Source organism: Actinoplanes sp. NPDC051851 (genome assembly GCF_040681165.1).
GTDB lineage: Bacteria > Actinomycetota > Actinomycetes > Mycobacteriales > Micromonosporaceae > Actinoplanes.
On record NZ_JBFAYF010000023.1, the window covers coordinates 38266 to 59288 of the forward strand.

The following is a 21023-nucleotide window of genomic DNA, read 5'->3' on the forward strand; positions in this document are numbered from 1 at the left end:
TGTGCCTGATTATCCTGATACCCGACGTGATGGGTGGGTGTGCCGATGGCGGTCAGGCAGATGCTCGTCGACAGCCGGTACCGGCTGCTGGAACCGGTCGGCGCCGGTGGAATGGGGCGCGTCTGGCTGGCGCGCGACGAGATGCTCGACAGGGACGTCGCGATCAAGGAGATCGTCCCGCCGGACTGGATGAGCGGTCCGGAGAAGGACCGGCTCCGCGAGCGGACGTTGCGGGAGGCCCGCAGCGCCGCCCGCCTGACCCATCCGAACGTGGTCCGGATCTACGACGTGTTGCACGCCGAGGGCCTGTCCTGGATCGTGATGGAGTACATCCCGTCCCGATCCCTGTACCAGGTGCTGACCGCGGCGGGCCCGTACCCGCCCGCCGAGGCCGCCCGCATCGGCCTGGCGGTGCTCGACGCGCTGACCGCCGCGCACCGGGCCGGCGTCCTGCATCGCGACGTGAAGCCCCACAACGTCCTGATCGCCCGCGACGGCCGTGTGGTCCTGACCGATTTCGGCCTGGCCACCTTCGTCGGCGACGGTGCCATCACCACGCCCGGCCTGATCGTCGGCTCCCCGCAGTACGTCTCCCCGGAGCGGGCCCGCGACGGCGCGTCCACGGTGGAGTCCGACCTGTGGTCCCTCGGCGCGACCCTCTACGCCGCCGTCGAGGGCCAGTCCCCCTACGCCCGCGACAGCGCCTTGGCCACCCTGTCCGCCCTGGCCACCGACCCTCCGGACCCGCCGTCGCGAGCCGGCCCCCTGCGCCCCGTCCTCAACGGCCTTCTCCGGTACGACCCACGCAGCCGCCTCACCGCGACCGAGGTCCACCACCGCCTCACGATGATCCTCGAATCCCCCGGCACCCCGTCCGCGCCTCCGCTCTCGTCCGAGCCTCCGCTCTCGTCCGAGCCCCCGGCCGTTCCAGAGCCGCTTGCGCCGCCCACTCCATCGCCGGTACCGACTTCATCCGCACCGGCCGCTTCATCGGCGCCGTCTGTTTCGCCTGCGTCATCCGCGCCGCCCGCTTCGTCGACGTCCCCCGTCCCGCCCGCTTCGTCGACGTCCCCCGTCCCGCTTGTCCCGGTCGTCCCCGCCGGCCGCACCTCCGCTTCGGTTTCCTCGCGCCCGGCTCCCACCCCCGCCGGCGCTTCCCCCGTCGCCGCTGGTCAGGATCCCGTCGGCGCGGCCCCTGTCGTCTCGGCCCGGGCTTCGGTCAAGCCGATCACGCCAGCCGGCGAGCCACCGCCCTCGGCGGACCCTCCCGCACCAAAGGCACCTCCTCCCGTGACCGATTCCGATTGCCCCGCCCAACCTCGCCCGTCCAAGCCGTCGAAACCCTCACCGGCACTTGTGGCCGATTCCGGCCGCACTGTTCCGGCTCCATCCCGGACTCCGGCCCTGGCCCCGGCATCGACCTCAGCTCGAGTCCCGGCCCCTCCTTCGGCTCCGGCCTCTCCTTCGGCTCCGGCCTCCGCCGACCGTGCTCCGGCCTCCGCCGACCGTGCTCCGGCCTCCGGGCGGACCGAGGCCTCGAAGTCCCGCCCGAACCGTTCCCCGAACGCCGCCGGGCATCCCGCGGGCACCCCGTCCATGCGCCGCGGCAACCAGGCCCTCCACCCGATCCCGACGCCGCGCACGCCCGTCTCCGGCCCGCCGTCCCCGGCCCGCACGGCGCGCCGTCTCTTCCCCCGCCCGCGAGCAGGGCGGCACTCCGACCGGCCGGAGACCCCACCGGCGACCCGGTACACCCGGCGGATCCGCTTCGTCATCGCGGGACTCCTCGTCCTGCTGATCGGCGTCCTGGCGGCCGGTTACCTGATCCACCGTGACGACTCCGAACCCCGGGTGCTCGTGCCCTCGGCCACCCCACGGGCATCCCTCGCCCGTGCCTCACCGTCGTCGTCCACCGTCGCCCGGCCCGGCGGCTTCTCGCCGATCGCCTGTGACGCACCCCCTCCGCGTACCGCCCCGGTCACCCCGAAGCCCGGTTCCGCCCGCGGTGTCAACGGCTGGACCCTGCAGGCCGGCTGGTCCTACTTCAACGACGGCTCCGGCTTCCACCTCGCCGTCCCGGACGGCTGGACCTACCACCGAACCGGCACCACCTACTGCTTCCACGACCCGGCCGGCACCCGGGTCCTGAGCCTGGACCTGGGCCGGAAGCCCGCCGCCGACCCGCTCACCGCCTGCCGAACCGAGGAGCGGCGCCTGCGCCGCACCGGCCTGGTACGCGCCTACGAGCGCACCGGCCTGACCCGGGTCCGCATCATCCACAAGGCCGCCGACTGGGATTACCGTTACCGCACCCCGGCCGGCGCACCCCGCCGCACCACCACCCGCTGGTTCGTCACCGACGGCCGCGCCTTCGCCCTCGGCTGGTCCACTCCGGAGGTCATCTGGGCCACCGAGACGAGCAGGATCCAGATGATCCGGAACACCTTCTACGCCGTCCGCTCCACCTCACCCACCCGCCCGGGCTAGAACCCGGCCACGAAGTCAAGCGTCGCCTGTGTCGACGAACCCATTCGAGCAATCGACACTCGCGCGATCCGGACAGCGCAGCGTGACCAGCGGGAACACGATCTATTGGCGAGGGATGCCTGGCGAGCACCGGGCAGGTTCGAAGCCGTGCTCCCCGGCAGTTCCGGCGGCCCCGGCCATCGGGTGCTCGCCGGTCCGCTGACGCCCGCCGGTCCGCTGACGCTTGCCGGTCCGTTGGTGCTCGCCGGTCAGCTGACGCTCGCCGTGGCCAGCTTGATGCCGAAGCCGACGAACAGTGCCCCCATCCCCGTCGCCCCGGCTGCGGCCAGCCGTCGCCGGGCCTGGAACTGTCCGGCCAGGAAGCGCCCGCCGAAGATCAGTGCGGTCAGGTACAGCATGCTGAAGAACTGCGCCACCGCCCCGAGGATCAGGAACGACACGGCCGGATGCGCGTACCCGGGTTGCACGAACTGGATGAAGAACGAAATGAAGAAGAGGATCGCCTTCGGGTTGAGCATGCTGACCACGAGTGCCCGCCGGAACGGCCGCTGCATCCCCGGTGGTTCCTGCTCGACGATCGGAGTGGCCGTCACGTCGGCACGGCTGCGCCACTTCCCCCAGGCGCTGCGGATGATGTTGATCCCGATCCAGCCCAGGTAGACCGCGCCGGCCCACTTCAGCGCCGTGAACAACGGCGGATACGCGTGCAGCAGCGAGGCCACCCCGGTCGCGGAGAGCGTCATCAGCACCATGTCGCCGAGGAACACTCCGGCCGCGGCCTCGTAGCCGGTCCGCACGCCCCGGCGCGCGCCCACCGTGAGTACGAAGATGGAGTTCGGGCCGGGCAGGAGGACGATGGCCACCACGCCGAGCACGTACGTCCAGAAGTCAGTGATGCCCAGCACGGGTCATCCTTTCCCGGATCGAAGTCGGAAGGAGATCATCCGGCAGCCAGGCGTTCCCGCAGGCGCCGGGCGGCGGCGGGCCACTCGTCGGCCATCATGGCGAAGAGCACCGTGTCCCGCCAGGTCCCGTCGGGCCGGAGGCGCTGCCGCCGGATCAGCCCGTCCCGGCTCGCGCCCAGCCGGGCGATCGCGTTCTGGGAGCGCTCGTTGCGAACGTCCGTATACCAGAACACGCGCTCCGCGCCGAGCGTCTCGAACGCCCGCTCCAGCAGGAGCAGTTTGGCCTCGGTGTTGACACCGGTCCGCCACCACTTCCGGCCGACCATGGTGTGCCCGATCGCGGCCGACCGCCGATCGGCGTCGATGTCGTGATACGTGGTCATCCCGATCACCGCGCCGGTCACCGGGTCGACCTGGGCCCACGCGGCGCGGTCGCCCTGCCACTGGCCGCGGAGCACGTCGGCGATCATCGCGGCCACACCCTCCACCCCGGTCGGCTGGGTGATCGGGATGTGCCGCCACACCTCCGCGTCGTCCAGCGCCTCGAACAGCTCCCCGGCGTGCCCGGGGGTCAGCGGCTCCAGGCGGACGTGCCGTCCCTCCAACACCACCGGGTCCGTCCAGTGCGAACCCGGCCGCCCGGGTAGGTAGGCCGGGGGAGCGGCGGCGACACCCCGTTCGGTCTCGGGCGGGCCGGCGACGACCTTGAGTGGCAGCACCCCGGCCCAGTGCGGCAGCGCGTGGTCCTCCGGCTCGTCGAGCACCCCGCCGGAGCGGGTGCGGACCGAGACCTCGACCAGCGGTAGTGCCAGCACGCTGGTCTGCGCCATCTCCTGCTTGGTCGGCGGGCGGCTGTCCGCGGCCCGGCCGGCGCCCACCTTCTCCACCAGGGCGTGCATGGCGCGCTCCTTCTCCGCCGGGTCGGTGACCGGGCGGGCGACACCGTGCGCGACCACCGAGCGGTAGTTGGCGCTGTGGTCGAACTGGGATCGCGCGTAGACCAGCCCGTCGATCAGCGTCACGCTCACGCACACCCGGACACCGTCGCCGCGCCCGGCCAGTGCCACCCGCGCACCGGTGGAGCCGTGCAGGTAGAGCGTGTCGCCGACGCGGGCGTGCAGGGTCGGCAGCACCCGGGGCTCCCCGTCCACCACGAAGGCGACCGCGCAGTCGAAGGCCTCGTCGAGGACGGCGTGCGCCGCGGCCCTGTCGTAGTGCATCCGGTCGCGGTACCGCGTGGCGGTGGTGCGGCCGGTCGCGGTGTAGACGTCGGTCATCAGGGCCTCCCCGTTTCGGCGATCCGACTTGCGATCGAGTCTGTGCTAGTACAGACTCTCTCTTGTGTCAGCACAGTATCAGGTCTCCGGTGAGACCGCCGCCGCGATTTCCGCCAGCATCGAGAGCGGCATCGTCCGAGGTGACTGGGTCACCGGCGCCGCGCTTCCCTCGGTGCGGGTGCTGGCCGGATCCCTCCACGTCAGCCCCGCCACGGTCGCGAAGGCATATCAGGATCTGCGGCAGCGCGGTGTCGTGGAGACCGAGGGCCGCCGGGGGACCAGGGTGCGTTCCCGGCCCGCGGTGGAGGTCTCCCGCTCCGCGCTGTTCCCGCCGGTGCCGAGTGGCCTGCTGGACCTCTCGGCGGGTGAGCCCGACCTGAGCCTGCTCCCGCCGCTCGGCAAGCTGCTCCACGCCCTCGCCGAGGAGATCGGCCACCCGGTCGGCTACTCCTCCGCGGGCACGATGCCGGAGCTGGCCGAGGCCGCGCGTGCCCGGCTGACCGCTCAGGGCATCCCGGTCGGCGACGCGTCGATCACCCTCACCGCCGGCGCGCTCGACTCGATCGAGCGCCTGCTCACCGCCCACCTGCGCCCGGGTGACGCGGTCGCGGTCGAGGATCCAGGCTGGGCCAACGTCTTCGACCTGGCGGCCGCGCTGGGCCTGCGCACCCTGCCGTTCGCCGTGGACGAGGAGGGCCCCGATCCCGAGTCTCTCGCGGCCGCTCTGCAGGCCGGCGCGCGCGCCGTCGTGATCACCGTGCGCGCGCAGAATCCGACGGGCGCCGCGGTCAGCGAGGCCCGGGCCGCCGTTCTGCGCGAGCTCCTCGCCGCCTGGCCCGACGTCCTGCTGGTGGAGGACGATCATGCCGCCGAGCTTGCCGAGGATTCGCCGCACTGCATCGGCCGGGTGACCCGGTGGTGGGCCTTCGTCCGGTCCGCGTCCAAGCCGTTCGGCCCCGACCTGCGCGTCGCCGTCCTGGCCGGCGACGAGACCAGCGTCTCCCGGGTGGCCGGCCGGATGCGGCTCGGCATGGGCTGGGTCTCCACCGTCTCCCAGCGCCTGCTCCTGCACCTCTGGCGGGATCCCGAGGTCGCCGCGCTCGTCGAGCATGCGGCCGGCTCCTATGGTCACCGGCGCCGTGCTCTCCTGTCCGCCCTGCGGGCGCAGGGCGTTCCCGCCACCGGCAGGACCGGGATCAACGTCTGGGTCGAGGTCCCCGACGAGACTCGCGCCATCGCCACGCTTCGCGATTCCGGGTACGCGGTGGCTCCCGGCTCTCTGTTCCGGGCCTCCTCTCCACCCGGTGTCCGGATCACGGTCAGCCCTCTCGACGACGACTCCATCCCACCCCTCGCCGCTGCCGTCGCCACCGCCGTCAACCCTCCGTCACCGACCACCTCAGTGCGATGACCACCGCCCACACCCGCCCCACCCGCCCACTGCTTTGTGACCATCAATCCGGTGGCGGTGGCGGTGGCGGTGGCGGTGGCGGTGGCGGTGGCGGTGGCGGTGGCGGTGGCGGTGGCGTCATCCGTGTGGGTGGGGTGGTGGGCGGGCCGGGTGGGGGCGCGGGTAGAACGGGGGGATGCCATCGACCGAGGCGCCGCCCGGCGCGAAACGCTGGGTACCGCCGCATCCGCAGAGTATCGAGGAACTCAAGAGTGCCGCCGCCGACTGTCACGGCTGTGAGCTCTACGAGGACGCCACCCAGACGGTGTTCGGGAGAGGGGCGCCGCGCGCGCGGATGGTGTTCGTCGGGGAGCAGCCCGGTGACGTGGAGGATCAGCGTGGGCTGCCGTTCGTCGGGCCTGCCGGGCGGCTGTTGCGGGAGGCGGTGGACGACGCCGGGATCGATCCGGGTGACCTCTACATTACGAACTCGGTGAAGCACTTCCGCTTCGAGCTGCGCGGGCGGCGCCGGGTCCACCAGACGCCGGGGCCGGCGCACATCGCGTCCTGCCGGCCGTGGCTGGTCGCCGAGTTCGCGCTGCTGCAGCCGGAGCTCGTGGTCCTGCTCGGTGCCACGGCGGGGAAGGCGCTGATCGGGCCGTCGTTCCGGGTGACCCAGCAGCGTGGGCGGCTCATGCCGTGGCCCGCGTCGGCACAGCACCCGGAGGACTTCCCGGTGGCGCAGATCCAGGCTCTGGCGACCATCCATCCCTCGGCGGTGCTGCGTGCGGACGACCGCGATACCGCGTACCGCGGGCTCGTGGACGACCTGAAAGTCGCGGCGGCGGCGATCGCGAACTGAGACCTCGCGGATCGTGACGGCGGCGTGGCGGCGCCGCCGTGGCGGATCAGGTCGATTCCCGCCCGCCCGGTCGGAAGCGCCCCGCCCGGCCGGAAGCACCTCGCCGGAGCGCCCGGCTGGAAGCACGGTGCCCGGCTGGAAGCATCTTGCCGGAGCGCCCTGCTGGAAGCGCCGTGCCAGAGGTCACACCGCGAAGTTCGGCGTTTCCCGGAGCGATAGGCGGCGGGTGTGCTGGGTACGCTCGTTTCGTGCGATTGACCGACTTCTGGGAGCGCCTGGAGCAGGCGTTCGGTTCCGTCTACGCCCGCAGTATCGCGGCCGATCACGCCTTCTCGGCGCTCGGTGGGCGCACTATCGACCAAGCCATTGCGCAGGGTGTCGAAACGGCTACCATCTGGCGCGCTGTCGTGGCCGCGTACCCCGATCGGGTGCCCTCGAAGCTGCATTGACGCGATTTTCGTACGCTTGTTCTGGCGTGTCGCTCGATCGTCGTACAGGTGTTCGGCTATTCTCCACAACGGCTTGGTCATCCACAGGCCGCGGTGGGGTGGAGGATTTTTGTCGTACCCACCGCATACCGTGTCGGCCGTGGTGAACAAAAGCTCTTCGGCGAAGAACGCGAAGTCGACTACAGGGGTGGCGGCAATGGTGGCAGGACCGGACCGGGAAAAGGCGCTCGAACTGGCGCTGGCACAGATCGACAAGCAGTTCGGCAAGGGCTCCGTGATGCGGCTCGGAGAGCGGCCGGTCGTGCAGACCGCCGTCATCCCGACCAGCTCCATCGCGCTGGACGTGGCCCTCGGCGTCGGTGGCCTGCCGCGTGGCCGGGTCATCGAGGTCTACGGGCCGGAGTCCAGCGGTAAGACCACCGTCGCGCTGCACGCGGTGGCCAACGCGCAGAAGGCCGGCGGCACCGCGGCGTTCATCGACGCCGAGCACGCCCTCGACCCGGAGTACGCGCGTGCCCTCGGCGTGGACACCGACGCCCTGCTGGTCTCCCAGCCGGACACCGGTGAGCAGGCGCTCGAGATCGCGGACATGCTGATCCGCTCCGGCGCGATCGACGTCATCGTCATCGACTCGGTGGCCGCCCTGGTGCCGCGCGCCGAGATCGAGGGCGAGATGGGCGACAGCCACGTCGGTCTGCAGGCCCGGCTGATGAGCCAGGCGCTCCGGAAGATCACCGGCGTGCTCAACAACACCGGCACCACCGCGATCTTCATCAACCAGCTGCGCGAGAAGATCGGCGTCATGTTCGGCTCGCCGGAGACCACGACCGGTGGTCGCGCGCTGAAGTTCTACGCGTCGGTCCGGCTCGACATCCGCCGCATCGAGGCCCTGAAGGACGGCACCGACGTCGTCGGTAACCGTACGCGGGTCAAGGTCGTGAAGAACAAGGTCGCGGCCCCGTTCAAGCAGGCCGAGTTCGACATCATGTACGGCAAGGGCATCTCGCGGGAGGGCTCGCTGATCGACGTCGGCGTCGAGCAGAGCATCATCCGCAAGTCCGGCGCCTGGTACACGTACGACGGGGACCAGCTCGGCCAGGGCAAGGAGAAGGCGCGCGAGTTCCTCAAGGAGAACCCGGACGTCGCCGCCGAGATCGAGAAGAAGATCCTGGAGAAGCTCGGCGTCGGCCAGACCGCCGGTGACGCCGCGGGTGGCCCCGAGCTGCCGCCGGTCGACTTCTGATCCGGTAACCCGCGATGGCCGGACGACGTGGTGCACGGTCCGGGCGCGGATGGGATGCCATCCCGCCCCGGCCCGTGCCCGACCGCGCTCCCGATACGGATGGTTCGGGGGAGAGCCGGCTCGTGCCCGGCCGCGCCCCTGACACCGACGGTTCGGGGGAGAGCCGGGGTGAGCGGCAGCCACGGCAGAGTGAGCCGGAGCGGGCACGGGAGATCTGTCTGCGGCAGCTCGCCGTGCGGCCGCGGACCCGGGCCGAGCTCGCCAAGGCGCTGGCCCGCAAGGAGATCTCCGATGAGGTGATCGCCGAGGTCCTCGACCGGTATGACGAGGTCGGGATCATCGATGACGCGGCGTTCGCGCGAGCCTGGGTGTCGAGCCGGCACCACGGGCGGGGGCTGGCCCGGCGGGCGCTCGCGAACGAGCTGCGGCAGCGCGGTGTGGACGCTGAGGTGGCGAGCGAGGCGCTGGAGACGGTCGACGAGGACGCGGAGGCGGAGACCGCCCGGGCGCTCGTCGATCGCAAGCTGCGGACCGCCACCGGTACGCCCGATCAGGTGTTCCGCCGGCTCGTGGGCATGCTCGCGCGGAAGGGCTACCCGGCGGGGGTGGCGATCCGCGCGGTCAAGGACGCGCTGGCGGCCCGCGACGAGGAGGCGGCGGCGTTCGCCGACGCCATCGATCCGGACGCGCTGGCCGACGAAGCGAACCTCTGACGAGACCGCCCGGTCGGTGGACACCCGGCGAGGTGAATGTCGGGACGGGCGGACGGCGCGGCACGCTGCCGAGAGTCCGCGGTGGGAGTCCGCGGCGAGAGTCCGCGGTGGGAACGTGCGGCGAGAGTCCGCGGTGGGAACGTGCGGCGCGCGCGGTGGAGAGAACGACGCCGAGAGCGCGGCCGAGAGTGCTGCGTCCCGCGATCGAGGTGGAAGACGGACAGCGTGTCCACCGAGCCGGGTCCGCGCCGGATAGACCTCACAGGAGAGCGTTCCTCGGAGGCGGGCGCGGAGAGGGCCGGAGCGACGTTGGTGAAACGAAGGTGACGCCGGGTGATGGCAGGCGGATACCGAGGGGCGATGACCGGGAGAGCCGGGAATCGTTCGGGACCGGCTGTGCGCGAGGTGGCCACGGTGGGTGGAGAACCGGGCCGGGTTCAGCGCATTCACAGCGGCATTGGTGCCAGTCTTGGCTGATCGCGCCGATATAGTCCTGATGTGAGGAAAGCTGCGGCGGTCGCCCAATCTGCCGAAACGCCCGATGCGGGTGGTGGATCGGCGACGGGTGCGAGCATCGTCACGCTGAGTGTGCCGTCCGGTCGGGTGGTCGCGGGCTGTGCGGGTGGTCGTCGCCGATGCGACAGCCGTGCGGGGGGTCACTCGGAGCGGTCGCGCGGGGGTGTTCGAAGTGGCGATCATCCCGGCACGTCGGAAATATCCGGGCGAGTTCGTGAGCTGGGCGTAAGGGGTCCTGTGCCGTACGTCCTATCCGCTGCCGAATCATGAGTCCTTGACCGAAGCGGTACTCGCGACCTAGCCTCGCGTTACACAAGGTTTGTTCGACCATCGCATGCAACACACACAACATAGATCGCATCACATTACGGCATCACTTGTCGGGGTCTGCTCCGGTTCGTGAGGCCTCCGCCGACCGCATGACCGCGCGGTCGGTGTCGGGAACACCGGCGGTCAACCCCACAACTACACACACTCTGATCCGAGCCATCAGCAGCCGACCCGGGGGCGGGAAGCGGCAGTGTCTCGAGCGATGAATCGTTCAAGGCGATGTCACAGTCCGTTGATATTGGGGAAGCGGCTCCGGCCACGGTGACGCGGCGCGACTCCCGCACGACGGGCGCCGGATCGAGCGAGCCCGTAACAGCCGGGCACGCGGGGATCGATCCGGTGACGGCACGGGTTTCGGTGACGGCAGAGGTTCCGATCGGCGACGTTCGCCGGATGGGCGGGACCGGGCCGTGACCGGAGCACTCCGGTGGGCCGGGGACCATCCCCGGCGATCCGGGAACGTGCACAGCCGATCCGGGCGTCCGGCGCCCGCCGGTACGTGACGGCGGCGGCGCGACGTTCCGGTCGCATACCCGGACCGGGGCGAATGCCAAGGTCGGGACGGTGCCGCGTACCCGGAGGCGCGGTCCGCTCCGCGGCGCGTGCGTGAGCGCTCTCCCGAGTACGCCGAGCGCGTGTACGCCGAGCGCGTATGCGTGAGGTGCGGCGTACGTGAGAAGGCGCGGCGCGGGCGAAGCCCAGCCGGAGCGACCCCGGACGGCCCGGTGGAAGCCCACCGAGCCGGACCGGGACGGCCCGCGGCACCGACCGGAACGCCGGGAACACAGCGACCGGGAGGCCGGGAGCGAGGCGCGGCGACCGGAATGCCGGGAGCGGCGCGAACCGCGGAACGTGCGAAACGGCGATGAGCCGGGAGGCCCGGAGCGCGGAACGGTCGCGAGCCGGGAGGCCCGGGACGCGGAACGGTCGCGAGCCGGGGAGCCCGGGACGCGGAACGGTCGCGAGTCCGGGGGTCCCGGAGCGCCGGACCGGGGAAGCGTGAGGATCGGGAAGAGGCGGCAACCGGCCGCGCCGAGAGGCGAAGCTGGTAGCCGGAGCGAAGCCGGAAGGTGGAGCGTGTGAGCCCGGGGTCCGGTGCCGCCTGCGGTCATCTGCCTTGGTCGGGCATCCCAGCAGAGATGCCCGCGCGCGTGCACACCGCGCCGGCGGCGAAGGGAGACGCGGCGAGATGACCCCCTGGATCTGGGTGCTCGTGATAGCGATCGTCGTGCTCGCCGCGACGGTGGTCACCGGGATGCTCCTCGGGGCCCGGGCGCTGCGCCGCCTCAGCGACGATCGGCAGGTCGCGCAGGAACGCCGCGAGCAGGAGGTCGGCGACGCGCAGGCCAAGGTCGAGCACGCGAACGCCAAGGCCGCGTCGGTACGCGCGGAGGCCGCGGCGGCGAAGGCCGAGGCGGCGGCGGCCCGCGCCGAGGCCCGCCGGGTGCTGGAGAACGCGCACAGCGAGGCCGACACCGTCCTGGAGCACGCGCACCGGCAGGCCGAGTCCGACGCCGAGCAGGTGCGCACCGCGGCCCGGCGCTCCGGCGAGCGGGAGATCGCGCTGCTCAACGCCACGGTGAAGGAGCAGTCCGCGGAGGTGGAGCGCCGCGCGGCCCGGATCGACGAGCGGGAGCGGCTGCACTCCGAGGAGGTCGAGCGCCTGGTCGAGCGGGAGCGCCGGCTCGGTTCGCTGGAAGCCGAGTTGATCAAGCGGGAGACGAGCCTTAAAAGCCGAGAAATCGCGATAAAAGAGGCGGAAGACACGAAGCACCGCGAGCTCGAGCGTATCGCCGGGCTCACCGTCGAGACGGCCCGGAGCGAGCTGATCGAGTCGATCGAGGGGCAGGCGAAGCGGGAGGCCGCGATCCTGATCCGGGACATCGAGCAGGACGCGCGGAGCACCGCGGACACCCGGGCCCGGCACATCGTGGTCGACGCCATCCAGCGGATCGCCAGCGAGCAGACCGCGGAGAGCGTGGTCAGCGTGCTGCACCTGCCGAGCGACGAGATGAAGGGCCGGATCATCGGGCGCGAGGGCCGCAACATCCGGGCCTTCGAGTCGACCACCGGGGTCAACCTGATCATCGACGACACCCCGGAGGCGGTCCTGCTCTCCTGCTTCGACCCGGTACGCCGGGAGGTCGGCCGCCTGACCCTGGAGAAGCTGGTCCTGGACGGCCGGATCCACCCGCACCGGATCGAGGAGGTCTTCGACAGCGCCAAGAACGAGGTCGAGCGGCTCTGCGACCGGGCGGCCGAGGAGGCGCTGGTCGACGTCGGGATCACCAACATCCACCCGGAGCTGATGAAGCTGCTCGGCCGGCTGCGGTATCGCACGAGCTACGGGCAGAACGTGCTGAAACACCTGGTCGAGACCGCACACATCGCCGGGATCATGGCGGCCGAGCTCGGGCTGGACGTGCCGATCATGAAGCGGGCGGCGTTCCTGCACGACATCGGGAAGGCGCTCACCCACGAGGTGGAGGGGAGCCACGCGCTGATCGGCGCGGACGTGGCCCGCAAGTACGGCGAGCACGAGGAGATCGTGCACGCGATCGAGGCGCACCACAACGAGGTGCCGCCGCAGACCATCGAGGCGGTGCTCACCCAGGCGTCGGACGCGTGCTCGGGAGGACGCCCGGGGGCCCGGCGGGAGAGTCTCGAGGCGTACGTGAAGAGGCTGGAACGCATCGAGGAGATCGCCGGCGGCAAGATCGGGGTGGAGAAGGTCTTCGCGATGCAGGCCGGCCGGGAGATCAGGGTGATGGTCCGGCCGGACGACATCGACGACATCGGGGCGGCGGTGCTGGCCCGGGACGTGGCGAAGCAGATCGAGGAGGAACTGACCTATCCCGGTCAGATCCGCGTGACCGTGGTGCGGGAGTCCCGGGTCACCGAGCTCGCACGTTGAGCCTTCGCTGCAGCCACCAGGCGAAGACCGACAGCAGGCCGCAGATGCTGATGTAGATCGCCGCGATGATCAGATAGGCCGGGACGTACGGGAGACCGAACGACAGCCGGCCACCGATCGTCTTCCCCACGGTCAGCAGCTCGGGGTAGGTGATGATGAAGCCCAGCGCGGTGTCCTTCAGCAGCACCACGAGCTGGCTGACGATCGCCGGGAGCATCGCCCGGAACGCCTGCGGCAGCAGGATCAGCCGCATCACCTGGTTCTTCCGCATGCCGATCGCGTACGCCGCCTCCGCCTGCCCACGGGCCACCGCGTTGATCCCGGCCCGGAAGATCTCCGCGAGCACCGAGCCGTTGTAGAGCGTCAGCCCGATCACGAGTGCCCACAGCTTCTCGATCGACCAGCCGTACTGCAGCGGCACGTAGTACCCGAAGAAGATCAGGATGAGCAGCGGGATGGCCCGGAACAGCTCGACCACCCAGGTGGCCGGCGCCCGCAGGACCGCGTGGTCGCTGAGCCGACCGGTCGCGAAGACCGCGCCGAAGAGCAGCGCGAACACGGCCGCGAGCCCGGCCGCCTTGAGCGTGGCGAGCAGGCCGTTCACCAGCTCCATCTGGACGGCCTTGTACTTGAACTGGTCCCAGCGACGGGCCTCGAACTGGCCGGTCTGCACGAACCGGTAGATCACGAAGGCGATCAGCGCCAGGATCGCCACGGTGGCGAGCACGCCGATGATCGTGTTGCGCCGGCGCCCGCGGGGGCCGGGCAGGTCGTAGAGCACCGTCATCGCGCGACCGCCCACTTGCGTTCGAGGAGCCGCTGCAGCAGCACCAGGGGAGTGATCAGGATCAGGAAGCCGATGGTGATCCAGAGCAGCACATAGAACTGCGGCTCACCGAGCTCCGCCATGTACGCCGGGATCGCCCCCGCCTCCAGCACCGAGAAGCCGGCCGCGATGGTGGTGTTCTTCAGCATCGCGATCATGACGCTCATCAGCGGCGGGACCATCGCGCGTAGCGCCTGCGGGAGGATCACCTGGCCGAGTACCTGGTCGAAGGTCATGCCCAGCGCGCGGGCCGCCTCGGCCTGGCCGGGCGCCACCGTGTTGACGCCGGCCCGCACCACCTCGCAGACGAACGCCGCGGTGTAGACCGTGACCGCGATGCAGGCGCTGGGGAAGTAGTCGATGTTCACGTCGAGCTTCGGGACGGCGAAGACCAGGAACGCGAAGACCAGCGTGAGCGGGGTGTTGCGCACGACGTTCACGTACGCGGCCCCGAACCAGCGCAGCGCGGGGATCGGCGAGACCCGGAACGCGCCGAGCAGGGTGCCCAGCAGCAGGCTGCCCACCGCGCCGACCAGGAAGAGCTTCACGGTGTTCGCGAAGCCGGTGCCGAAGAGGTCGGTGTGATCCGTCAATACCTTCAGGAAATCCGTCATTCCCCGTCCTTCGTACCCGGGCCGGCGAGTGAGCCGGCCCTACCCGGACCGGCGAGTGAGTCGGCCGGCACCCCGGTCACCCGGGATGCCGGCCGAAGCGGTGTGGATCAGTAGCGCTCGAGGGCCGGTGCGGTGGCCGTCGCGCCGGACTTGCCGAGCGTCTCGTCGTAGATCTTCTGCCAGGTGCCGTCCTTGAAGGAGGCCTCCAGCGCGTCGTTGACGTAGTCGCGCAGCGCCTTGTCGTCGTGCGGCAGGCCGATGCCGTACTTCTCCTCGCTGAACGGCGCGCCGACCACCTTCAGGTCGTCGGGGCTGATCGCCGCGTAGCCCTTGAGGATGGCGTCGTCCGTGGTGACCGCGTCGACCTTCTCGTCGAGCAGCTGCGAGACGCACTCGGAGTAGGTCTTGAATTCGACGATGTTCTCGGGCTCGGTCAGGCCCTGGTCCCGGACGTTCTGGATCGGGGTGGAGCCGGTGGCCGAGCAGACCTTCTTACCCTTGAGGGTGTCCTTGCCGGTGATCGAGGTGTCGTCCTTGCGGACCAGCAGGTCCTGGCCGGCGATGAAGTACGGCCCGGCGAAGGCGACGTCCGCCTTGCGCTTGTCGGTGATCGAGTACGTACCGACGTAGTAGTCGATCTCGCCACCCTTGATCGCCGTCTCCCGGTTGGCCGACGGGATCTCCTTGTACTGGATCTTCGCCGGGTCGACGCCCAGCTTGGACGCGATGTACTGGGCGATCTCGATGTCGAAGCCGCACCGGGCGCCGGTGGCGTCCTTGTAGCCGAGGTTCGGCTGGTCGAACTTGACGCCGACGTTGACCGTGCCGGCCGACTTGATCTTGTCGAAGGTGGTGCTGCCGGTGATCGCCGCCTTGGTGTCCGGAGTGAACGTGACACCCGACGCCGAGCAGGTGTCCGAGATCGGGGCGGCACTGCCGTCCCCGCCGCTCGGCGTGGGGGTCCCCTCCTCGCCGCATGCGGTCAGCGTGAAAGCGAACGCCGCCGCGGTCGCCAGTACCGCAACCCGCTTCATGCCCATGATCAACTCTCTCCTCTACTTCGGTGTAACCCGGGGGATGTGATGTGGGGGCCTTGTGGGGTTCAGTGAGTCAGGATCTTGGAAAGGAAGTCGCGGGCCCGCTCGGTCTTCGGGTTCGCGAAGAACTCGGCGGGCGGCGCCTCCTCGACCAGCTGGCCGTCGGCCATGAAGACCACCCGGTTCGCCGCGTGCCGGGCGAAGCCCATCTCGTGGGTGACCACGACCATGGTCATCCCCTCGCTCGCCAGCGAGGTCATCACCTCGAGCACCTCGCCGACCATCTCCGGGTCGAGCGCGCTGGTCGGCTCGTCGAAGAGCATCGCCTTGGGCCGCATGGCCAGCGCACGGGCGATCGCCACGCGCTGCTGCTGCCCGCCGGAGAGCTGTGCCGGGTACTTGTCCGCCTGGCTGGCGATGCCGACCCGCTCCAGCAGGGACATCGCCCGGTCGCGGACCTCGGCCGGCTTCTCCCGGCGGACCTTGATCGGGCCGAGCATCACGTTCTGCAGGATGGTCTTGTGCGCGAAGAGGTTGAACGACTGGAACACCATGCCGACCTCGCTGCGCAGCCGGGCCAGGGCGCGTCCCTCGGCCGGCAGTGACTGCCCGTCGAAGGTGATCGTGCCGGAGTCGATCGGCTCCAGCCGGTTGATCGACCGGCACAGTGTGGACTTACCGGAGCCGGACGGTCCGATCACGACGACGACCTCGCCGCGGGTGACCGAGAGATCGACATCCTGCAGCACGTGCAGCGGTCCGAACCACTTGTTGACCTTCTCAAGGACGATCAGTGCCTCGTCTGTCACCCCGTGTCCATCCGCTCGTCGGGTCACTCGAATGAAGACACCCTAAGAGCCCAGAGGTATCGGATAGTGACGAGAATGGTCACGGAGCGATAACACAGCCAGTGCGGGGCGAAAGGGACGGAGAGCATGGACGGTATGGCGGGCCTCTGGAACTGGTGTGCTAGCGGATCAATCGAACCTGATCAAGTACGCGTCGCGCTCGCCGGGGCTCTGGAACGGACTGTGACCGGCCTCGATGCCCCCGGCCGCGATGAGAGCCTTCTATGCGACGTTTATCACGTCGGCGGCGAGTTCCCCACCCTGATCGATGTCTACCTGGCGCCGGCCGGCATCGCCGAGGAGGTGGCGGCGAGCGCCGTCGCGGTCCGCCTCGGCGCCACGATCCTCCTCCCGGACGACTCGCTCGACCCGTCCCGGTACACCGCCGCCGAGCCGGACGGCACGCTGCGGGCGGTCCGGGTGGAGGAGCGGGAGACCGACGACGGCACCGAACGCCGCTTGATGACGAGCGGTGGGTAAGCAGTACCCTGGTCAATTGCCATGACTACCGAAATCACAGGCGCCTCTCGCACCTACGACGTGCGTACGTACGGCTGCCAGATGAACGTGCACGACAGCGAGCGCATCTCCGGGCTGATGGAGGACGCGGGCTACGTGCGGGCCGCCGACCCCGAGGCGGCCGACGTGGTGGTCTTCAACACCTGCGCGGTCCGGGAGAACGCCGACAACCGGCTGTACGGCAACCTCGGCCACCTGCGCCCCACCAAGCTGAAGAACCCGGGCATGCAGATCGCCGTCGGGGGCTGTCTGGCGCAGAAGGACAAGGGCGACATCGTCAAGAAGGCGCCCTGGGTCGACGTGGTCTTCGGCACCCACAACATCGGCTCGCTGCCGGTGCTGCTGGAGCGTGCCCGGCACAACGAGTCCGCCGAGGTGGAGATCCTCGAGTCGCTCGAGGTCTTCCCGTCCACCCTGCCGACCAAGCGCGAGTCGACGTACGCGGGCTGGGTCTCGATCTCGGTGGGCTGCAACAACACCTGCACCTTCTGCATCGTGCCCTCGCTGCGTGGCAAGGAGAAGGACCGCCGCCCCGGCGACGTGCTGGCCGAGGTCCGCGCGCTGGTCGCCGAGGGGGTCCTCGAGGTCACCCTGCTGGGGCAGAACGTCAACTCCTACGGCGTCGAGTTCGGCGACCGGCTCGCCTTCGGCAAGCTGCTGCGCGCCTGCGGCGAGGTGGAGGGCCTGGAGCGGGTCCGCTTCACCAGCCCGCACCCGAAGGACTTCACCGACGACGTGATCGCCGCGATGGCCGAGACGCCGAACGTCTGCCACTCGCTGCACATGCCGCTGCAGTCCGGCTCGGACCGGGTGCTCAAGGCGATGCGGCGCAGCTACCGCCAGGAGAAATACCTCGGCATCATCGAGAAGGTCCGGGCCGCGATGCCGGACGCCGCGATCACCACCGACATCATCGTCGGCTTCCCCGGCGAGACCGACGAGGACTTCGAGCAGACCCTCGAGGTGGTCCGCCAGGCCCGCTTCTCCAGCGCCTTCACCTTCCAGTACTCCAAGCGCCCCGGCACCCCCGCCGCCACGATGGAGGAGCAGGTCCCGAAGAAGGTGGTCCAGGAGCGCTACGAGCGCCTGATCGCCACGCTCGAGGACATCACCTGGTCGGAGAACAAGCGGCTGGTCGGCGAGACGGTCGAGGTCCTGGTCGCGGTCGGCGAGGGCCGCAAGGACGAGCGCACCGGGCGGATGAGCGGCCGGGCCCGCGACGGCCGTCTGGTGCACTTCGCGACCGGCGGCATCGAGCCGCGTCCCGGCGACGTCGTCGAGACCGTGATCAGCTACGCCGCGCCGCACCACCTCAACGCCGACGGCGTGCCGCTGAGCCACCGCCGGACGCGCGCCGGTGACGCCTTCGCGGCGGGCACCACGCCCAAGCTCAAGGGCGTCTCGCTCGGCCTGCCGTCGATCGGGGTGCCCGCCCCCCTGCCGCCCGCCGAGGGTTGTGCCCTTTAAGACCCTCCTCCGGTACGCGTGACGCCCGCCGCCCTCCTGAGGTGCTCGATCAGCGCGGCGGTGCCCGGCGGGTCGGGTGGGTCACCGGCCATCGCCACCGAGATCCGCCGGACCACCCCGGGGAGCGGGACCACGCGTACCCGGGGGTTCCGGTGGGCGGCGAGCGCCAGCGCCGGCAGCGTCGTGACGCCCATCCCGGCGGCGACCAGGGCCTGGACCGCCACGTAATCCTCCGTGGTGAACCGGATGTCCGGGGTGAACCCGGCCTCCGCGCAGTCCCGGAGCAGCTCGCCCCGGCATCGTTCACAGCCCGCGATCCACGGCCGCTCCCGATGATCGGTGAGCCGGTCGCCGGGCCACGCCGCCGGCGCCACCAGGTGCAGCGGCTCCTCGGTGAGCACCTCGGCGCGCAGGCCCCGCAGGTCGGGGCTCACCCCGCCCAGATGCTCGAAGAGGAGTGCGACCTCGACCTCGCCGCTGCGCAGCAGGCGGATCGCCGCGGGCGGCTCGGCCTCGGTGAAGCGCAGGTCGACACCGGGGTACGCGGCCGCGAACCCGGCAGCCGCGTCCGGCACGAAGGTGCCCAGCGCGGACGGGAACGCCGCCAGCCGGACCCGCCCGGCCCGGAGCCCGGTGTGCGCGGCCAGCTCCGCCTCGGCGGCGTCCAGGCGGCCCAGGATCTCCTCGGCGCGCTCGGCGAGCATCCGTCCCGCCTCGGTGAGCCGGATGCCGCGCCCGGCCCGCTGCACCAGGCGGCTACCGGTCTCCGCCTCCAGCCGGGCCAGGTGGTGGCTGACCGAGGGCTGGGCGTAGTGCAGGGCCTGGGCGGCGGCGGTGACCGAGCCGTGCCGGGCCACCGCGACCAGCACCCGGAGCCGGGAGACGTCGAGCATCGCGGCAATGTATCAACCGGATCTATCGGTTTCCTCGAAAAGCGGCATTGGACCGATGGATGGTGCCGGGCCGACCATCGAGGGCATGGACCTGACGCTCATGGACCTGACCTTCGCGGACGTCCGCGCCGCCCACGAGGTCGTGCGCCGTCACCTGCCGGCCACCCCGCTCTGGGGTTACCCGCTGCTGGACCGGGCGGCCGGCGCGACGGTGCTGGTCAAACACGAGAACGCGCAGCCGGTCGGCGCGTTCAAGGTGCGCGGCGGCGTGACGCTGCTCGACTCGCTGGCGGACCGGTCGCGCGGCACCGTCACCTGGTCGACGGGGAACCACGCCCAGTCGCTCGCGTACGCCAGCAAGATCTTCGGTGCGCCCTGCACGGTGGTCATGCCCGCCACCGCCGGCCCGGGCAAGGCCGCCGCCGTCGAGGGCTGGAACGCCACGGCGGTGCTCACCGGCGACACCCTGGAGGACGCCCAGCGGTACGCCGCCGAGCTGGCCGACCGGACCGGTGCCCGCCTGGTCAGCCCCGGCGACACCCCCGAGCTGCTGGCCGGCGTCGGCACGCTCTACGCCGAGATCTTCGAGCAGGCCCCGGACCTGGACGCGGTGCTGGTCCCGATCGGCAGCGGCACCGGGGCGGCCGCCGCCTGCGTGGTCGCCGAGGCGATGGCGCCGCACTGTGCCGTCTACGGCGTCCAGTCCGCGGCGTCGCCCGCCGCCCACGACTCCTGGCGGTCCGGCGCCCTGGAGTCCCGCCCCAACCGCACCGTCGTCGCGGGCCTGGCGACCGGTCGGGGGTACGCCCTCCCGCAGCGACTGATGGCCGGCCGGCTCGCCGACTTCCTGCTGGTCGGCGACGACGAGATCGCGGCCGCCCGCCGCCTGTACGCGACCGCCGCGCACACCCTGGCCGAGGGTGCCGGCGCGGCCGCCCTGGCCGGTCTGCTGAGCCGTCCCGACCTCTTCGCGGGCCGCAGGGTAGCCGTCGTCCTCACCGGAGGCAACGCCGACCCGAACGAGCTGACCGGTCTCGGGACATTCTGACGACTCGCGCCCTAGAAAACGCACAAAACATCTGTTTAGTGGATATTGGTACGAAGTCGGGCACGGCGCCCGGCCTCGAGGAGGAGCGATGATACGCATCGGCGTGACCGGACTCGCCATGGTGCATCCGTACACCCATCGATCGATCCGCCGGGCCCTGATCCGCGTCATGCGGGAATACCCCGTGATCCACGGCGTCACGTGCCTCCTGGAGGGCACCGACCGGATCTTCGTCGACGCGGTCCGCTCCCTCCACGGCAGCTTCGAGGCGATCCTCCCGGTCCCGGAGATCTCCGCCGCCCCCGAGGAGGACCGCAACCTCCGCCTGCTGCTGCGACACGCCTCCGACGTCACCAAGATGACCGCCCCGGGCCCACCCGAGGCGTCCTTCGAGGCGGCCCGCCGCGAGGTGGTCGCCCGCAGCGACCTGATGATCGCCGTCTGGGACGGCAGCGTCTCCGACGGCCACGGCGAGGCCGCCGAGACGGTCGCCTGGGCCCGCCGGCGCGGCACCGAGGTCCGCACGGTCTGGCCGGTCGGCGCCCGTCCCCTCCCGCCCGCGATCGTCCCGCTCACCGCCGCCTGAACCCCACCGCGAACCTTGTGGGGTACGCCCCCAGCCGGTGCGCGTTCCTCCCGGCCCGCCCGCCAGCCGCCGCTCCCTACCGCCGTCACCCATCCCACG

The 21023-nt window shown here is 71.1% G+C and carries 18 protein-coding genes; 11 read left to right on the plus strand and 7 right to left on the minus strand.

The window, feature by feature from the left end:
- Positions 1-45: 45 nt before the first annotated feature.
- Positions 46-2487: a protein kinase gene (locus AB0M08_RS22265; protein WP_364496253.1), complete on the plus strand. Its 2442-nt coding sequence runs from the start codon at positions 46-48 to the stop codon at positions 2485-2487.
- Positions 2488-2735: 248 nt separating this feature from the next.
- Here the strand turns inward: AB0M08_RS22265 and leuE are convergent, their stop codons facing one another.
- Together leuE and AB0M08_RS22275 are read right to left on the minus strand one after the other, a co-directional pair.
- Positions 2736-3392, minus strand: coding sequence for a leucine efflux protein LeuE (leuE, locus tag AB0M08_RS22270; RefSeq protein WP_364496255.1), 657 nt, complete (start codon positions 3390-3392; stop codon positions 2736-2738).
- A gap of 35 nt (positions 3393-3427) precedes the next feature.
- Positions 3428-4669: a bifunctional pyridoxamine 5'-phosphate oxidase family protein/GNAT family N-acetyltransferase gene (locus tag AB0M08_RS22275; RefSeq protein ID WP_364496257.1), complete on the minus strand. Its 1242-nt coding sequence runs from the start codon at positions 4667-4669 to the stop codon at positions 3428-3430.
- A gap of 64 nt (positions 4670-4733) precedes the next feature.
- On the opposite strand from AB0M08_RS22275, the gene AB0M08_RS22280 reads away from it, so the two are divergent.
- The 6 genes from AB0M08_RS22280 (at position 4734) to rny (ending at position 13086) form a co-directional block, all read left to right on the plus strand.
- Complete coding sequence (locus AB0M08_RS22280; RefSeq protein ID WP_364496259.1) at positions 4734-6080, plus strand: aminotransferase class I/II-fold pyridoxal phosphate-dependent enzyme; 1347 nt, start codon at positions 4734-4736, stop codon at positions 6078-6080.
- A gap of 175 nt (positions 6081-6255) precedes the next feature.
- The gene (locus AB0M08_RS22285) at positions 6256-6921 is read left to right on the plus strand and encodes a UdgX family uracil-DNA binding protein (protein WP_364496262.1); all 666 of its coding nucleotides are present in this window, start codon (positions 6256-6258) and stop codon (positions 6919-6921) included.
- Positions 6922-7169: 248 nt separating this feature from the next.
- Positions 7170-7370 (plus strand): DUF3046 domain-containing protein, encoded by a 201-nt coding sequence (locus AB0M08_RS22290; RefSeq protein WP_364496265.1) that lies wholly within the window; start codon positions 7170-7172, stop codon positions 7368-7370.
- Between the two features lie 196 nt (positions 7371-7566).
- On the plus strand, positions 7567-8613 hold the full coding sequence (recA, locus tag AB0M08_RS22295; protein ID WP_364496268.1) for a recombinase RecA: 1047 nt from the start codon (positions 7567-7569) through the stop codon (positions 8611-8613).
- Between the two features lie 14 nt (positions 8614-8627).
- Positions 8628-9326, plus strand: a complete 699-nt coding sequence (locus AB0M08_RS22300; protein ID WP_364496271.1) for a regulatory protein RecX — start codon at positions 8628-8630, stop codon at positions 9324-9326.
- Between the two features lie 2035 nt (positions 9327-11361).
- Positions 11362-13086, plus strand: coding sequence for a ribonuclease Y (rny, locus tag AB0M08_RS22305; RefSeq protein WP_364496274.1), 1725 nt, complete (start codon positions 11362-11364; stop codon positions 13084-13086).
- Here the strand turns inward: rny and AB0M08_RS22310 are convergent.
- From AB0M08_RS22310 to AB0M08_RS22325, 4 genes are all read right to left on the minus strand, one after another.
- Positions 13067-13873 carry an amino acid ABC transporter permease gene (locus AB0M08_RS22310; protein WP_364496277.1) on the minus strand — a complete coding sequence of 269 codons (807 nt, stop codon included), beginning with the start codon at positions 13871-13873 and terminating at the stop codon, positions 13067-13069. The genes rny and AB0M08_RS22310 overlap by 20 nt on opposite strands.
- A complete protein-coding gene (locus AB0M08_RS22315) occupies positions 13870-14526 on the minus strand; it encodes an amino acid ABC transporter permease (RefSeq protein WP_364496280.1) in 657 nt (218 codons plus the stop codon). The genes AB0M08_RS22310 and AB0M08_RS22315 overlap by 4 nt, the downstream gene beginning before the upstream one ends.
- A gap of 107 nt (positions 14527-14633) precedes the next feature.
- Positions 14634-15560, minus strand: a complete 927-nt coding sequence (locus tag AB0M08_RS22320; protein ID WP_364496283.1) for a glutamate ABC transporter substrate-binding protein — start codon at positions 15558-15560, stop codon at positions 14634-14636.
- Between the two features lie 68 nt (positions 15561-15628).
- Positions 15629-16372, minus strand: a complete 744-nt coding sequence (locus AB0M08_RS22325) for an amino acid ABC transporter ATP-binding protein (RefSeq protein WP_364496286.1) — start codon at positions 16370-16372, stop codon at positions 15629-15631.
- Positions 16373-16594: 222 nt separating this feature from the next.
- Here AB0M08_RS22325 and AB0M08_RS22330 point away from each other — a divergent pair, with 222 nt between their 5' ends.
- Both AB0M08_RS22330 and miaB read left to right on the plus strand, forming a co-directional pair.
- Positions 16595-16891 (plus strand): hypothetical protein, encoded by a 297-nt coding sequence (locus AB0M08_RS22330; RefSeq protein WP_364496289.1) that lies wholly within the window; start codon positions 16595-16597, stop codon positions 16889-16891.
- Between the two features lie 21 nt (positions 16892-16912).
- Entirely contained in the window at positions 16913-18397 is a 1485-nt protein-coding gene (miaB, locus tag AB0M08_RS22335; RefSeq protein ID WP_364496292.1) for a tRNA (N6-isopentenyl adenosine(37)-C2)-methylthiotransferase MiaB, read from the plus strand.
- On the opposite strand, the gene AB0M08_RS22340 is transcribed toward miaB, so the two are convergent.
- On the minus strand, positions 18394-19290 hold the full coding sequence (locus AB0M08_RS22340) for a LysR family transcriptional regulator (RefSeq protein ID WP_364496295.1): 897 nt from the start codon (positions 19288-19290) through the stop codon (positions 18394-18396). The genes miaB and AB0M08_RS22340 overlap by 4 nt on opposite strands.
- Before the next feature lie 85 nt (positions 19291-19375).
- Between AB0M08_RS22340 and AB0M08_RS22345 the strand changes: the two genes are divergently transcribed.
- Both AB0M08_RS22345 and AB0M08_RS22350 read left to right on the plus strand, forming a co-directional pair.
- Complete coding sequence (locus AB0M08_RS22345; protein WP_364496298.1) at positions 19376-20338, plus strand: pyridoxal-phosphate dependent enzyme; 963 nt, start codon at positions 19376-19378, stop codon at positions 20336-20338.
- 88 nt (positions 20339-20426) lie between these two features.
- Positions 20427-20924 carry a hypothetical protein gene (locus tag AB0M08_RS22350; protein WP_364496301.1) on the plus strand — a complete coding sequence of 166 codons (498 nt, stop codon included), beginning with the start codon at positions 20427-20429 and terminating at the stop codon, positions 20922-20924.
- The last annotated feature ends 99 nt before the right edge of the window (positions 20925-21023 follow it).

What these genes read in the sequence shown, in the direction of transcription:
- AB0M08_RS22265 (WP_364496253.1), top strand. Translation starts at nt 46, where the DNA reads ATGGCGGTCAGGCAGATGCTCGTCGACAGCCGGTACCGGCTGCTGGAA.
- AB0M08_RS22275 (WP_364496257.1), bottom strand. Translation starts at nt 4,669, where the DNA reads ATGACCGACGTCTACACCGCGACCGGCCGCACCACCGCCACGCGGTAC.
- AB0M08_RS22285 (WP_364496262.1), top strand. Translation starts at nt 6,256, where the DNA reads ATGCCATCGACCGAGGCGCCGCCCGGCGCGAAACGCTGGGTACCGCCG.
- recA (WP_364496268.1), top strand. Translation starts at nt 7,567, where the DNA reads ATGGTGGCAGGACCGGACCGGGAAAAGGCGCTCGAACTGGCGCTGGCA.
- AB0M08_RS22300 (WP_364496271.1), top strand. Translation starts at nt 8,628, where the DNA reads ATGGCCGGACGACGTGGTGCACGGTCCGGGCGCGGATGGGATGCCATC.
- rny (WP_364496274.1), top strand. Translation starts at nt 11,362, where the DNA reads ATGACCCCCTGGATCTGGGTGCTCGTGATAGCGATCGTCGTGCTCGCC.
- AB0M08_RS22310 (WP_364496277.1), bottom strand. Translation starts at nt 13,873, where the DNA reads ATGACGGTGCTCTACGACCTGCCCGGCCCCCGCGGGCGCCGGCGCAAC.
- AB0M08_RS22315 (WP_364496280.1), bottom strand. Translation starts at nt 14,526, where the DNA reads ATGACGGATTTCCTGAAGGTATTGACGGATCACACCGACCTCTTCGGC.
- AB0M08_RS22320 (WP_364496283.1), bottom strand. Translation starts at nt 15,560, where the DNA reads ATGAAGCGGGTTGCGGTACTGGCGACCGCGGCGGCGTTCGCTTTCACG.
- miaB (WP_364496292.1), top strand. Translation starts at nt 16,913, where the DNA reads ATGACTACCGAAATCACAGGCGCCTCTCGCACCTACGACGTGCGTACG.
- AB0M08_RS22340 (WP_364496295.1), bottom strand. Translation starts at nt 19,290, where the DNA reads ATGCTCGACGTCTCCCGGCTCCGGGTGCTGGTCGCGGTGGCCCGGCAC.
- AB0M08_RS22345 (WP_364496298.1), top strand. Translation starts at nt 19,376, where the DNA reads ATGGACCTGACGCTCATGGACCTGACCTTCGCGGACGTCCGCGCCGCC.
- AB0M08_RS22350 (WP_364496301.1), top strand. Translation starts at nt 20,427, where the DNA reads ATGATACGCATCGGCGTGACCGGACTCGCCATGGTGCATCCGTACACC.